General features: G+C 62.9%; 11 protein-coding genes. 2 read left to right on the top strand and 9 right to left on the bottom strand.

Features of this window, described 5'->3' with window-relative positions:
- Positions 1-509: 509 nt before the first annotated feature.
- A complete protein-coding gene (locus CSQ91_RS21010) occupies positions 510-3,185 on the top strand; it encodes a hybrid sensor histidine kinase/response regulator (protein ID WP_099389503.1) in 2,676 nt (891 codons plus the stop codon).
- Entirely contained in the window at positions 3,178-4,071 is an 894-nt protein-coding gene (gene bla, locus CSQ91_RS21015) for a class A beta-lactamase (protein ID WP_070257246.1), read from the top strand. The genes CSQ91_RS21010 and bla overlap by 8 nt, the downstream gene beginning before the upstream one ends.
- Here bla and CSQ91_RS21020 read toward each other — a convergent pair whose 3' ends face one another.
- From CSQ91_RS21020 to CSQ91_RS21060, 9 genes are all read right to left on the bottom strand, one after another.
- A complete protein-coding gene (locus CSQ91_RS21020) occupies positions 4,072-4,506 on the bottom strand; it encodes a DUF695 domain-containing protein (RefSeq protein ID WP_099389504.1) in 435 nt (144 codons plus the stop codon).
- 44 nt (positions 4,507-4,550) lie between these two features.
- The gene (locus tag CSQ91_RS21025; RefSeq protein ID WP_099389505.1) at positions 4,551-5,213 is read right to left on the bottom strand and encodes a hypothetical protein; all 663 of its coding nucleotides are present in this window, start codon (positions 5,211-5,213) and stop codon (positions 4,551-4,553) included.
- 110 nt (positions 5,214-5,323) lie between these two features.
- Positions 5,324-6,187, bottom strand: a complete 864-nt coding sequence (locus CSQ91_RS21030) for a hypothetical protein (RefSeq protein ID WP_143451072.1) — start codon at positions 6,185-6,187, stop codon at positions 5,324-5,326.
- Between the two features lie 73 nt (positions 6,188-6,260).
- Entirely contained in the window at positions 6,261-7,256 is a 996-nt protein-coding gene (locus CSQ91_RS21035) for an extracellular catalytic domain type 1 short-chain-length polyhydroxyalkanoate depolymerase (protein WP_070281050.1), read from the bottom strand.
- Between the two features lie 84 nt (positions 7,257-7,340).
- Positions 7,341-9,560, bottom strand: a complete 2,220-nt coding sequence (locus tag CSQ91_RS21040) for a TonB-dependent receptor (protein WP_218963768.1) — start codon at positions 9,558-9,560, stop codon at positions 7,341-7,343.
- 148 nt (positions 9,561-9,708) lie between these two features.
- Positions 9,709-10,515 (bottom strand): alpha/beta fold hydrolase, encoded by an 807-nt coding sequence (locus tag CSQ91_RS21045; protein ID WP_099389507.1) that lies wholly within the window; start codon positions 10,513-10,515, stop codon positions 9,709-9,711.
- 107 nt (positions 10,516-10,622) lie between these two features.
- Positions 10,623-11,270, bottom strand: a complete 648-nt coding sequence (locus CSQ91_RS21050) for a TetR/AcrR family transcriptional regulator (RefSeq protein ID WP_218963769.1) — start codon at positions 11,268-11,270, stop codon at positions 10,623-10,625.
- 107 nt (positions 11,271-11,377) lie between these two features.
- The gene (locus tag CSQ91_RS21055; protein ID WP_099389508.1) at positions 11,378-12,334 is read right to left on the bottom strand and encodes a bifunctional helix-turn-helix transcriptional regulator/GNAT family N-acetyltransferase; all 957 of its coding nucleotides are present in this window, start codon (positions 12,332-12,334) and stop codon (positions 11,378-11,380) included.
- Positions 12,335-12,431: 97 nt separating this feature from the next.
- Positions 12,432-12,857, bottom strand: a complete 426-nt coding sequence (locus CSQ91_RS21060) for a hypothetical protein (protein ID WP_034784502.1) — start codon at positions 12,855-12,857, stop codon at positions 12,432-12,434.
- Positions 12,858-12,863 lie beyond the last annotated feature (6 nt).

The raw sequence follows: 12,863 nt of genomic DNA on the forward strand, positions 1-12,863 counted from the left end.
CCCAGAAGTTTAAAAAAGAATTGCGAAACCTGTCTCCGGGTTATGTACGGCGCTGGATGATCGTCTGCACCATCACGGTGCAGCAGCGCGAGCGGATGTTTCTCCGCCCATGGCGTCACTGGCTCTGCCCTGGCTGTCGTCCACGCCGACAGCGGTCTGGCCGCATCTCTGGGATGTCTGATGAACACCAACTTTTGAGTAAGGCGCCAATTTAATTCAAGCGCCTTATACGCTGCAAGAATATTGTTATGTAAAATATTCATTCATCAACATAATGCGCTGACTAGTGGTTATTCAGCCACAATAGTGCCCTTGTCTTGCTATTTCCTTGCTATTTCCCCCGATCACTTGCCACTTGGCGAGATTTTTTCGCCAACCCTGAGAAAGTGGAAACGGCGTCCTGCAAGACAGCCCAGAGCGTATAAATAGTTGTAATATCGCCAGAATTGAGTTGCCAGGCCGCCCCATTCCGGTGCGGCGAGTTCCCTGCACCATCGTCCATAACCTCCATGCCAGAACCCAGCCAGCCCAGCAACGCCGCCCCGTCCTCCACCGTCGCCGCCCAGGCGGCGCATTTACTGCTGAGCGCCCATTGCGACATCGTCTGGAGCACGAAAACCTTCGGCCAGTTCGATGCCGACCAGCCATCCTGGCGCGCCTTCACGGGCCAGAGCGAGGCTGAACTGCTGGGCCGCGGCTGGGTCAATGCCCTGCATCCGGACGACCGCAACTTGCCTTACGTCATGCCATCGCACCTGACCAGCGTGTTCGAAGCGGAATACCGGCTGCGCCACGTCAGCGGCACTTACCGCAACATGCTCGTGCGCATGCTGCCTGTGCTGGCGCCTGACGGCAGCATCGTTGAATGGCTGGGCTCGCATTGCGACGTGACGCAGCAACGGCAGACGGAGCAGCGGCTGCGCCTGGCCATGCAGGGCGGCCGCATGGGCACGTGGGAGATCGACCTGGGCAGCGGCAGCATGACCGGCTCCGATGCCTTCAAGGCCAATCTGGGCTTGCCGCCGGACAGCCACATCGATTACGCGCAACTGACGGGCGCCATGCTCGACGGCGACCTGCAGCACTGGCAGACGGTGGTGCATGCCGCCATCGCCAGCGCCAGCGATTTCGAAATCGACATCCGCGTGCGCTGGCCCGATGGCGCGCTGCACTGGGCGCACATGCGCGGCACCTGCGCCAGCGATGGCGCCGGCAACGTGATCGCCCTGTCCGGCATCTCGCTCGACCTGACGACCAGCAAGCAAAACGAGGAAACCCTGCGCCTGACCCTGGCGGCCGGCGAAGTGGCCACCTGGAACTGGGATATCGTTGCCGACCGGGTCACGGCCGACAGCAATATGGCGCGCTTGTTCCCCGTCAATGCCGATGCTGCCACGGCGGCGCCGCTGGCGCGCTACCTGGACCTCATCCATCCCGATGACCGCGAGCAAGTCAGCGCGCAGATTACCCAGGCATTGCACGCACACACGCCGTTCGAGGCCAGTTACCGCGTCGGCGACGGCGACGGCCAATACCGCTCGGTCATCGCGCGGGGCCGTGCCGAATACGCGCCCGATGGCACACCTCTGCAATTGCCAGGCGTCCTGCTCGACATTACGCGCCAGAAACAGGTGGAAGATGCGCTGCGCCGCAGCGAGGAACGCTACCGCACCCTGATCGAGCTGATGGACCAGGCCTTTTGCGTCATCGAAATGCTGTACGACGAGCAAGGCCGCCCTGTCGATTTCCGCTATCTGGAAGGCAACCCCGCCTTCGTCAAGCAATCGGGACTGGACAATGCCATCGGCAAGACCATCCGCAGCTTCGTGCCCGACCACGACCAGCACTGGTTCGACATGTACGACCAGGTCGTCAAGACCGGCGAACCCGTGCGCTACGAAAACGAAGCAGTGGCCATGGAGCGCTGGTTCGAAGTCTTCGCCGCGCGCCTGGGCGGCCCCGGCAGCCGCTTGCTGACGGTATTGTTCAGCGACATCAGCGAGCGCAAGCGTTCTGAGCAGCAATTGCGCCAGCTGGCCGACAACCTGTCCGAAATGGACCGGCGCAAGACGGAATTCCTCGCCACCCTGGCGCACGAACTGCGCAACCCGCTGGCACCCATCCGCAACGGCTTGCAAATCATGCGCCTGGCCGCCGACAAGCCCGCCACCGTGGCGCGCGTGCGCGACGTGATGGAGCGGCAAGTCAATCAGATGGTGCATCTGGTCAATGATTTGCTGGATGTGGCCCGCATCACGCGGGGCCAGATCGAACTCAAGCTGGAACGCGCGGACTTGAAAACCATCATCGCGGGCGCCGTGGAAACGAGCATGCCGCTGATAGAAGCGGGCCGCCACCAGTTGCAGGTGCAACTTGCTGAAGAGGCGCTGCCGCTTGAGGCCGACCCCACGCGCCTGGCGCAAGTGCTGGGCAATTTGCTCAACAATGCCGCCAAGTACACGCCCGCCGGCGGCCATATCAGCTTGCGCGCCTTACGCGACGGCAACGAGGCATTGATTGAAGTCAAAGATAGCGGCGTGGGCATTCCCGCCGAATCGCTGGCTACCGTCTTCGACATGTTTACGCAGGTGGGGCAGAACATGGGCAGGGCTCAGGGCGGCCTGGGCATCGGCCTGTCGCTGGTGCGGCGCCTGGCCGAGCTGCATGGCGGCAGCGCCACGGCGGCCAGTCCAGGCGCCGGCCTGGGCAGCACCTTCAGCGTGCGCCTGCCACTGCTGGAGGAGGAAGCGAAGGCGCCTGCCGTACTGGCTGCGCCTGCCAACACCACCGGCGGCCCGCACTTCCGGGTGCTGGTGGTCGACGACAATGTCGATGCGGCCGATACCCTCGCCGCCGTGCTCGACATGATGGGCCATGCCGCGCAAGTGGCCCACGATGGCGCGCAAGCCCTGGCCTTGGTGCCGCAATTCCTGCCAGACGTTATATTCCTCGATATCGGCCTGCCCGGCATGAGCGGCTATGAAGTGGCGCGCACGCTGCGCCGGATACCGGCCGGCGCCAACGTCGTGCTCGTGGCATTGACGGGCTGGGGCGCCGAAAACGACCGCAGCCAGTCGAGCGCAGCCGGCTTCGACCACCATTTGACCAAACCGGCCAACCTGCTCGCCATCGGCGAACTGCTGGCCGCCCTTTCCACTCCCAACACTCCTACAAACCATGACTGAATCCCTGAACCACGTCCGCCGCAACCTCCTGCTGGCCGGCGGCGCCGCCCTGCTGTGCCCGGCACCGCTGCTGTTTGCCGCGCCCGCCACCAGCATCGCCGCAGCACAGACACAACTGGCCGCACTGGAAAAAGCCGCAGGCGGACGCCTCGGCGTTGCCGCCTGGCGCCAGGGCAGCGACCTGCGCGTTGCCTATCGCGCCGACGAACGATTTCCCCTGGCCAGCACCTTCAAGGCGATGCTGGCGGCCGCCGTGCTGGCCCGCAGCGTCAGCCAGCCGGGCTTGCTGGACCAGCACGTACGTTACGAGAAAAAAGACCTGGTCACCTATTCGCCCATCACGGAGAAGCATCTGGCCGACGGCATGACCGTGGCCGATCTGTGCGCCGCCACCTTGCAGTACAGCGACAATAGCGCGGCCAATTTCTTGATGACATTATTAGGCGGGCCGCAAGCCGTGACGGCCTATGCGCGCAGCATCGGCAATACGGTGTTCCAGCTGGAACGCTGGGAAACGGAATTGAATAGCGCCATCCCCGGCGAAGTGCGCGACACGGCCAGCCCCGCGTCGATGGCGCACAGCTTGCAGCAATTGTTATTGGGAAATAGCTTGCCAGCGCCGCAGCGCCAGCAACTGGACGCCTGGATGCGCGGTAACACGACAGGCGACAAACGCATCCGCGCCGGCGTACCGGCCGGCTGGCAGGTGGCCGACAAGACGGGCTCGGGCGCGTATGGCAGCGTCAACGATATCGGCGTGGCCTACCCGGCCAGCGGCGCGCCGCTGGTGATCGCCGTGTACTACACGCGCGAACAGAAAAAAGCGGACACGAATCAGGACATCATCACGGCCGCCACGCGCATCGTGACGGCCGCGTTGGTCTGATTACGTCGGCAACGCAGCCATGAAGCCCGCATACGTGGACCAGGCGGGGTCAGCCGCGCTGCGGATTTCAATCGGGAACTTTGGACGCGGCGCCAGCGCCGTGTTCAGGCGATTGAAGAATTCTTCGCCCGACTGCGTGTAGTAAATCCATTCGCGCAGGTTTTCACCCGTCGATACGAGGGCCAGGGTGGCGAAGCCGTCCTCTTCCACCACGGGTGCCAGCGCCGCTTCCAGCTCTTCCATGTGCTCGCGCTCGTTCGGTGCGGGCATGCCTGTCTCGTCCTCGTAGCGCCAGGCGATGATGATGCGGTCCGGCTGCGACGACAGGTCCCAGTCGTCATGGAAGGCGTCGACATAGCGGTAGATGATGGCCATCTCGTCGCTATGCGTGACGATGGTGCCCCAGCTGCGGGCAGAAGTGGAGTTTTCGTTCATGGTTGCAACAGTCAAAAAGTGAAATCGGGCAAAGGGCGAGCAGTCTACAGCACTGGCGGGCAAGTCACATTCCACGCGTCATACTGGGCCCCGCTCTTGCGCAGCCAGACGCGGGCGTAGCTGTCGCGGTCGCTCTTGAATACCAGCGCATAGCGCTCTTCGGCACGCGGTGCGGCGGCGCCCACGTCGACGGCCGCCAGCGCAAACTTCAACGCCCGCAACGGGGCACAGGCCGTGTTACCCGCCATCAATAATCGCGCCCGCTCCAGCAGCGGCTTCTGGTACAGCAACACGCCTTCCAGCTCGACATCGGGAACGCGCTGCAGCATGCGCACGGGCTCGGCCACCGCGCGGCAGGTGCCACGGTCGAGCCAGGCGTAATACTCCATGCCCGCCTCTTGCCAGCGCGCCTGCTTGCCCTCGCCGTGCAGCACGAACTTGGTGCGCTGCGTACGGCACAGCGCGCCATGTCCACGATACGGCGACGTTTCCACGCTGCCCACCACTTCGCTGCCACGGCCGCCGACCACGGGCACGCTCTCGAACACGGTGCGTGCAGCCGGCTCGCCCGGATATTGCTGCGCATAAAATTCCAGCAAGGACGCGCGCTGCTGCGCATCCACCGCCACCGCCTCGGCGGCACTGGCAGGGAGGCACATGGCCGACACTACACACAGCGCCAAGGGGCGCACGAAATAACCTGGCATGGCATTCCTTCAATCTGAGTCCAGGGCGGGTATCGCCCAAGCGCAGATTATATAGTTACCGGAAAATACAGGGAGGAGCGCTGCGCAAGCCGGCAAAACCGGCTTGATCCTTAGTCAGAAGTTGTCTTGCTGTCCAGCATTTGCCGCAAGACTTGCCGCTTGGCCGCCAGCGCGGCATCCGCCAGGCTCCACTGCTCCAGCCGCGGCGCATACGCCGGCGTCATCATCCAGCCGAACACTTCCGCCTTGTCTTCCTCGGGGCCGTAGGCCGCGTACAGGCTGACGAGGCCTGGCTGCGGGTGGCCCAGGTTCTGGAAGCCCTTGCCGTAGGCCGTGGCGCCGCCCTGGCCATAAGCCGTGCCGGGCGGGTTCAAGGCCAGCCAGGCCGGATCGCGGTAATAGAAATCGTTGAACAGGCGGTATTCGATGAAGTGGTAATACTCGTGGTGCACGCGCAGCTCCATGCCGGATGGACACAGGGCGGCCAGCAGGTTGTCGGCATAGACGACGCTGTCGATTTCCGGCGCCGGCATGGCCAGGCGGCGCTGGCCATCCACGCTCAAATCCTTGACCAGCACGACGTGGCGCAAGCCCGTGCGCGCGAAGACGCCGGCCGGGTAGCGTTCCATGGCCGGCAAGACGATACTGAGCAACAATTGCAGTCCGGCGCGGTCTTCTTCCGACGCCGTAAAGGCGTGCGCCTCGCTGCCGGGCATGGACAAGGTCCAGGCGGGCGCCAGCTGCAGGGCCGCCAGGCGCGCCGTGGCGATGGCCTGCAGTTGCGCCACGCTGGCGTCCTTTGCTGCGACGGGCGCATAGCGCACGTTCCAGTCGCATTCGCTGCGCATGCTGTCTTGCTGGGCGGCACGCTCGAACGCTTGCGCATAGGCGGCCGATGGCGCGGGCGGGCCGACGCTGGCGCAAGCGGACAGCAACGCAAGGGCAAGACAGGACAGGAGGCGGCAAGCAGGCATGGGATCTTTCACAGGCATGAAATGGGACGCAATCGCTGCGCCCCATTGTACAAGCTGCAAGTTTCTCAACCCATCAGCGCTGGTAATTCTTGAAGAAATTCCAGCTGATCACGGTGGCGTCCGGACCCAGTTCATCGCTGAACGGCCAGCCGGGAGGACCGCCGCTCCACGCGTGGTTCATGCCTTCCACCGTGTACTTTTGCGCGATGACGGCGCCGTTGTGCAGATACGTGTCGATGGAATAGCTGCGACCGTACGGCACCGTCTGGCGCACGATGCTGTCGGCACGGTAGCGCACGCTGTCATTGTCGAGGCCATCGTCGCCATAATCGCTGGTCTGCAGGAATTGCTCGATGGTTTGCTCGCCGTTGACGGGATTGACGACGATGTCCGAGGTGCCATGGAACACCATTGTCGGCATCAGGCGGCGCGGCGAACCGGAGCAGCGCCAGGCATCCTTGCCCCGTACTTTCGGGTCGAACGAGCTGCCGTTGAACAGCGAGTCGGCGGCCGTGAGCATGCCGATGGCGCCCTTGTACATGCCGCCCGAATGCACCATCACGGCGGCGAACACGTCGGAATAACAGGCGGCCATGATGGAAGCCATGGCGCCGCCGGCCGAGATACCCGTCACATACACGCGGCTATCCTGCACCGCATATTTATTCTTGACCTTGTTCAAGATGCCCATCAGCACGGCCGGTTCACCCGTGCCCCGCTCCTGGTTCAGCGGCAACATGAAATTCCAGCAGCGCATGGGGTTGGCCGTGGCGTTCTGGCGCGGATAGACAACAATAAAGTTTTCGCTGTCGGCCAGCTGGTTGTAGCGGCTGACGGCGGCCATGCTGTTGGGCTCGGAACCGCAGCCGTGCAGCATCAACACGACGGGCAGCGGCGTGTTCGGATTGTAATTGCTCGGTAGCCAGACCTGGTATTCACGTGTACCCCACAGGCTCGCGTACAGGCCGAAATCCCACTGCCCGGCAGCAGCCGGCAGCGCGGCCAGCAAGCCGCAGGCGGCGATCAGTGCAGATAACAAGTGACGCAGTTGTTGATTCAGATGTGCCATGCCAGTCTCCTGATTATTATTCACGACGAAAACAGCGACAACCAACCGGCTTGACGCCCGTCAAGCCGGCACTTCTACAACTTCTTAAAATTTGTAGCCAGCCTTGGCGATGATCTGACGTGGCGGACCATAGAAACCGTCGAGGATGAACACGGCGGGAATGTTGTAGCCATCCGTGCGGTAGCGTTTATTGCCCAGGTTGCTGCCATGCAAGCTGAAGGTCCAGTTCTTCGGCGCTTCCCACACGACGCCAGCCGTCCAGATGCTGTAGCCGCCCTGCGCCAGGGTTTCGCTCAAGTCCGTGGTCGGGTAGACCTTGCTGCGGTAGCCGTAGCCGACCATGCTGCGCAGCGCGCCGCCGAACACGTCGCGGTCCGTGCGCGTCAGGTTCAAGCCAACTTGCCGGGCCGGCGTATTGCTGAACTTTTGCGTATCCGCGATATTCTTGCCGCCGCTCATGAACTCGTCATAGCCGGCGCTCAGCAAGGCGAGGAAGCCGTTGACTTCCCACTGGCGGTTGGGACGCCACGAGAATTCGAACTCGGCGCCTTTGACGGTGGCCTTGCCCGCATTCGTGAAGTCTCCATAGAAGCCCGGCACGCCGCCCGGCTGCACATAGCTGGTGAACACGGACAACTGGATATCCTTGTAGCGGTTGTAGAACAGGGCCACGTTGGCATCGAACGTGTCGTCCGGCGCCGCGTACTTCATGCCTACTTCCAGCGCATCGAGTTTTTCATCCTTGTACGGCCGCGCCGAGTCTGGCACCACCAGGTTGTTGGCGCGCACGTTGTAGCCGCCCGACTTGAAACCGCGCGACAGGTTGCTGTAGAAATTCGTCGTCTTTGACGCTTCGTAGCGCACGGACAGTTTCGGCGAGGTATTACTGACCGACAAGGACTTGTCGAAGTCGGCCGCCGTCTGGATAGGCCGCGTAAAGCCCACGTCGGCGAAAGCACGGTTGAGCACGATGGCGCGCTTTTCCTCGCGCGTGTGGCGCAAGCCAGCATTGATGCTCCACACCTTGCCCAGCGGCCAGGTCCAGTCCGTGTACAGCGCCGTGCTGTCCGTCTCCACCGTGCTGACGGCGGCCGTGAACTGGCGCCCCAGGAAATTGTTGTAGATGCCGCCGCCGGCCGTGCCTTCGAAGCGGTACAGGCCGATCACGCCGGCGCCGTAATCGCCGCTGTACGAGGCCTGCAATTCCAGGCTCTTCTGTTCGTCACGCGAGTCGCCGAACACGTCGGCGATGGGCAGCGGCAAGCCGTCGAAGTCGATGGTTTGCTCGGACGTGCTGCGCCGCTTGGCGCCGATCACTTTGACGGACCAGTCATTCGACAAGGTGTAGTTGGCCACCAGCGAGCCGCCCCGGTTGTGCGTGAAGTTGTTGCCCGGCATGCCGCTCTGGATGTCATAGGCATCCGTGCTGGCCGGCCGCTTGAGCGGATCGAAGGCGCTCACGCCCATGCGCTGGAAACCGCGCACGCCCGATTTGTCGTCCGTGGCGTCCAGGCTCAGTACGACGGTGAGCGGGATGTCCTGCGGAAAATAGCCGACGGACAGGCGCGCGGCCGTGCTGTCCTGGTCGCTGACCTGTTCGCCATTGAAGGTGTTGCGGCCGAAACCGTCGCGGTCCAGCTTGGCGGCCGCCAGGCGCGCGCGCCACGTGCCGTTTTCGTTGGCCACATTGAAGGCGGCCTTGAAGTTGCGCTGGTTATAGTTACCGATGCCCACTTCCGCCGAGGCGCCATTTTCCTTCGCCAGCGGACGCGAGATGTACTTGATGGCGCCGCCGATGGTGTTCTTGCCGTACAGGGTGCCTTGCGGGCCGCGCAGCACTTCGATGCGCTGCACGTCGAACACGTCGAGCAGGGCGCCTTGCGGACGGGCCATGTAGACATCGTCAAAATATATGCCCACGCCCGGGTCCACGCCCCAGACGGGGTCGGCCTGGCCCACGCCGCGAATGAAGGCCGTCAGGGTGGTATTCGTGCCGCGCGACGCGTACACGGTCAGGTTCGGCACGCGCTCCTGCAAGTCGGCCAGGTTCTGGATATTCGCCCGTTCCAGGGCCTTGGCGGAAAACGCCGTGACGGCCAGCGGCACGTCCTGCAGCCGCTCTTCGCGGCGGCGGGCAGAGACCGTCACGGTTTCCATGCGTTCTTTCGCGTCGCTGGCCTCGCTGGCGCTTTGGGCGCTGGCGGCGCCAGACGTGGTGGCCTCCTGTGCCAGGGCCTGGGTGGAAAAGCTGAAGGCACCGACAACGGCAAGGGCGGCGGGCATCAATTTCAAAGCAAGTTTCATAGCGTCTCCAATGTCAGGCTTGCTTACTGCCAGGGAAGACGGCCGGACTCCAGAATCGCAAGACGTAACGGTACCCGCGCGCGCAATGCGAGCACCTGCCCTGCGATGACTGTTTCCCGGCCCTCGGCCCGTGCGGCGAGTGGCCTGTTTATTTTGAATGTAGAGTAAGGAAGGACTGCAACAAGGTATTCACACGCTGCGCCTGGTCCAGAGGCGTGGCGTGGCGCGAGTTCGCGATGATCTCGATCTCGCACTGCTGAAACTGTGCGGCAAAGGCCCGCTTGCTGGCGACGGGCGTGTAATCCTGGTCCGCCGCCATGATGAAGACGGGCATGGCCAGGGCCTGGAAATGAATGTCGATATCCCAGTGGAAAATGGCGTCCAGCGCGGCCAGGTAGGCGCGCTTGTCCATACCCGCCATCTGCGTGGCAAAGCGCTCGACGAGGGCTTGCTGAGCAGGATCGGGAAACAGTTTCTTGCCGATGATCTTGCCCATGGCTTTCAGGCCGAAGGTGGCGATCACCGTGCGGCGCAGCCAGTAGGCAAACAGCAGCGCCGCCGGCTTGCTGCCCTGGAATGGCTGGGAATTGATCAAGCACAAGCTGGCCACGCGGCCAGGGGCGCGGTTGGCCATTTCCAGGCCCACCATGCCGCCCAGGGAAAAGCCGACGATGTGCGCGCGCGGCACGTCTAGCTGGTCCATCAGATTGAAGAGGTCGTTGGCGAAGTCGCCGATCTGCCAGTCGCCGTTTGGCGCGGGACTGGCGCCATGGCCACGCAGGTCTGGCACGATCAGGCGGTAGCTTCTGCCGAGGGCGTCGATTTGCGGGCGCCAGTCTTCGGCGCAGGAACCGAGGCCGTGCAACAAAAACACGGGATCGCCCTGCCCTGTCTCGGTGCCGGGATCGAGGTCGAGGTAATGCAATGGAACATCGGATGTCGTGTGACGCCGCATTCTGTCTCCTTGCTGTTGAACATGCTTTGTGTTCAGGTGCAGGAATATATTTTCCTGCTGTTGGAAAACATAATACGGAATCCGAATTCCGATTTCAAGTTAAATCGCTAAATATCTGAAGTCAGGTAATTTAAAGCAACACGCACCAGCTCATCCTCCAGCGCGGCGGCCGATAAAAAGGAGAGCGAGCCCGACAACACGTGCTGGTTCAGGATGCCCAGCAGCACGGGCGGCACCACCATCATCGCCTGCGTGGGGTTCGGGTGGCGGATGCTGGCCGACTTGCTGGCTAGCACGGCCACCGTGCGCTGCGAAATCAGATGGTTGATCTGGTGCACCTTGTCGCGGAATTGCGCATCCTGCGAGCAACGGGTGATCAAGGCGCGCAACACGCCGCGCCGGCCCATGTTGACGGCCACGAACATGGCCACCATGGCGCGGATGAACTCTTCCAGGCTGCGCCCTTCCCACTGGCGCAGCTCCGTCAGGGTTTCGACCTTTTCCACCATGTCGGAAAAAAAACGCTGCAGCAGCAAGCGGCTCAGGGTGTCCTTGTCGCCCAATAAACGGTAAAACGTGCCCACCGAGGTTTCCGCCAGCTTGGCCAGGTCGGCCACGCCGATTTCATCGAAACGGTTTTCCGCCAACAACTGCTCACCCACCAGCAGCAAGCGTTCGAAGGCCAGCTTGCTGCGCGCCTGGGTGGGCTCGGGTGGAACGATCAACTGCGGGAAGGGCATCGGAAAGGAAGGCATGCGGCGTCGGCGTCTCGAAATAGTGGAACCTGGGTTCCGTTATGGGTGCGCGTATTGTAACGCGGGAGACGGCCGATGGGGAGCGCCGCGTGGCGCCCTCGCGTGTGCTACCTGCCCTGCCACTCCATGTAGACGTCGGCACGCTGGTAATGGGCGTCGCCGGCGGGCCGCGCCACGTGGGTAAAACCGCTGCTTTCATACAGGCGGATGGCGGGCGCCAGCTTGCTGTTCGACTCCAGGAACAGCAATTGCGCACCGCTGGCTTCGAAGGCATCGAAAGCCCGTTCGATCAGCCGGCGCGCGATGCCCAGGCCCTGGCATTCGGGCGTGACGGCCATCTTCGACAGCTCGATGCTGCCATCGCCGGCGTGGATGAGGGCGCAGGTGCCAACGATCTTGCCGCCCAAACGCGCGAGAAAAATCTGTCCGCCGTCGTCGAGGATCGAGCGTTGCGGATCGGACAGCACCTTGTCGTCCAGCGCCTCGACATAGAAATAGCGTTCCAGCCATTCGATATTCAGGCGCTTGAAATCTGCTCCGTACTGCGCCACATAATCGATGATCTCCACGGCAGCCCGCTCGCGCTGGCGCCGGCAGGCGGCGATCGTCTCGCCGAATCCCTGCGATTGCAGACGCGCCTCGGCCCGGTCCAGGCTGGCCATCAGCTGCGGCGCGCCCTGCTCGAACACCACATCGACGGCCGCGCGCACATCGTCCCACAGGGGCGCCATGTTGCGCAGCAAGACTTGCCCGGCGTCGGACAGCGCCAGCAGGCGCCGCCGTTCATCCTTGGCGTCCGGCATCTCCGCCACCACGCCCGCATCGAGCAGCTTGCGCCCGAGCTGCACCACCACAGGGTGCGTCTGCCCGATCTGCGCGGCCAGGGCCGTGATCGCCGTCGGGCCATTGTCGCGCAGCAGCAATAACAAAGGGAAACAGCGCGACGTCAGCTCGACACCGGCCGCCAGATAGCTGGTATCGACGCCGGCATACAGTTGATCGGAAAGACGGCGCAGGCGGCTGGCCAGCATCAGGGAGCCGTAGGTTTGCAGGGTGGAAGACATGTTGGGCAGGATATATGTAAGTAGTTACGTATACCCTAACGTAAACCAGTTTCCTTGGTCAAGAAGAAGTATTCGCCACACAACAGGCACGCCGAAGTCAGAACACGCCAGCCTTGCCCGCCTCAAAGGCGTCTCTCCACAAATGGTAGCCCTCCAGTTCGCTTTCATGAACAGCTTCATGGCCTATCAATGACTGCCCCTCCGCCGCGCCCGGACTGCGATTCGGAGCGTGGCCTATCCTGACCGTCCAGCTGCCATCCAGCGCAGCGGCCTGCGCCTCCTCGGCCGAGTCGAACTCGTATTCGCCGTATGCACAGCCGATGATCAGCAGGTAATCGTCCTCCGTTGCCACGATGTCCTTGCCGCCCATGTAAATCGCCTCGCCGCGGCCGACCTCGACTGTATCTATCTTCAACACCTTGGAAACAGAAAACTTGCCGCCCTCGTCTTGGGAAAGCAGCAGGTCTCCTTGCTCGAAAGGAAAAGTTTTATAGTCGGGAGGGAAGAAGTTTCCTGCAATCATGGGTAC

It is taken from the genome of Janthinobacterium sp. BJB301, from assembly GCF_002735685.1.
Classification (GTDB): Bacteria; Pseudomonadota; Gammaproteobacteria; order Burkholderiales; family Burkholderiaceae_D; genus Janthinobacterium; species Janthinobacterium lividum.

Coding starts and splice junctions, on each gene's coding strand:
- CSQ91_RS21045 (WP_099389507.1), bottom strand. CDS start 10,515: ATGCGGCGTCACACGACATCCGATGTTCCATTGCATTACCTCGACCTC.
- CSQ91_RS21055 (WP_099389508.1), bottom strand. CDS start 12,334: ATGTCTTCCACCCTGCAAACCTACGGCTCCCTGATGCTGGCCAGCCGC.
- bla (WP_070257246.1), top strand. CDS start 3,178: ATGACTGAATCCCTGAACCACGTCCGCCGCAACCTCCTGCTGGCCGGC.
- CSQ91_RS21010 (WP_099389503.1), top strand. CDS start 510: ATGCCAGAACCCAGCCAGCCCAGCAACGCCGCCCCGTCCTCCACCGTC.
- CSQ91_RS21040 (WP_218963768.1), bottom strand. CDS start 9,560: ATGAAACTTGCTTTGAAATTGATGCCCGCCGCCCTTGCCGTTGTCGGT.
- CSQ91_RS21030 (WP_143451072.1), bottom strand. CDS start 6,187: ATGCCTGCTTGCCGCCTCCTGTCCTGTCTTGCCCTTGCGTTGCTGTCC.
- CSQ91_RS21060 (WP_034784502.1), bottom strand. CDS start 12,857: ATGATTGCAGGAAACTTCTTCCCTCCCGACTATAAAACTTTTCCTTTC.
- CSQ91_RS21050 (WP_218963769.1), bottom strand. CDS start 11,270: ATGCCTTCCTTTCCGATGCCCTTCCCGCAGTTGATCGTTCCACCCGAG.
- CSQ91_RS21025 (WP_099389505.1), bottom strand. CDS start 5,213: ATGCCAGGTTATTTCGTGCGCCCCTTGGCGCTGTGTGTAGTGTCGGCC.
- CSQ91_RS21035 (WP_070281050.1), bottom strand. CDS start 7,256: ATGGCACATCTGAATCAACAACTGCGTCACTTGTTATCTGCACTGATC.
- CSQ91_RS21020 (WP_099389504.1), bottom strand. CDS start 4,506: ATGAACGAAAACTCCACTTCTGCCCGCAGCTGGGGCACCATCGTCACG.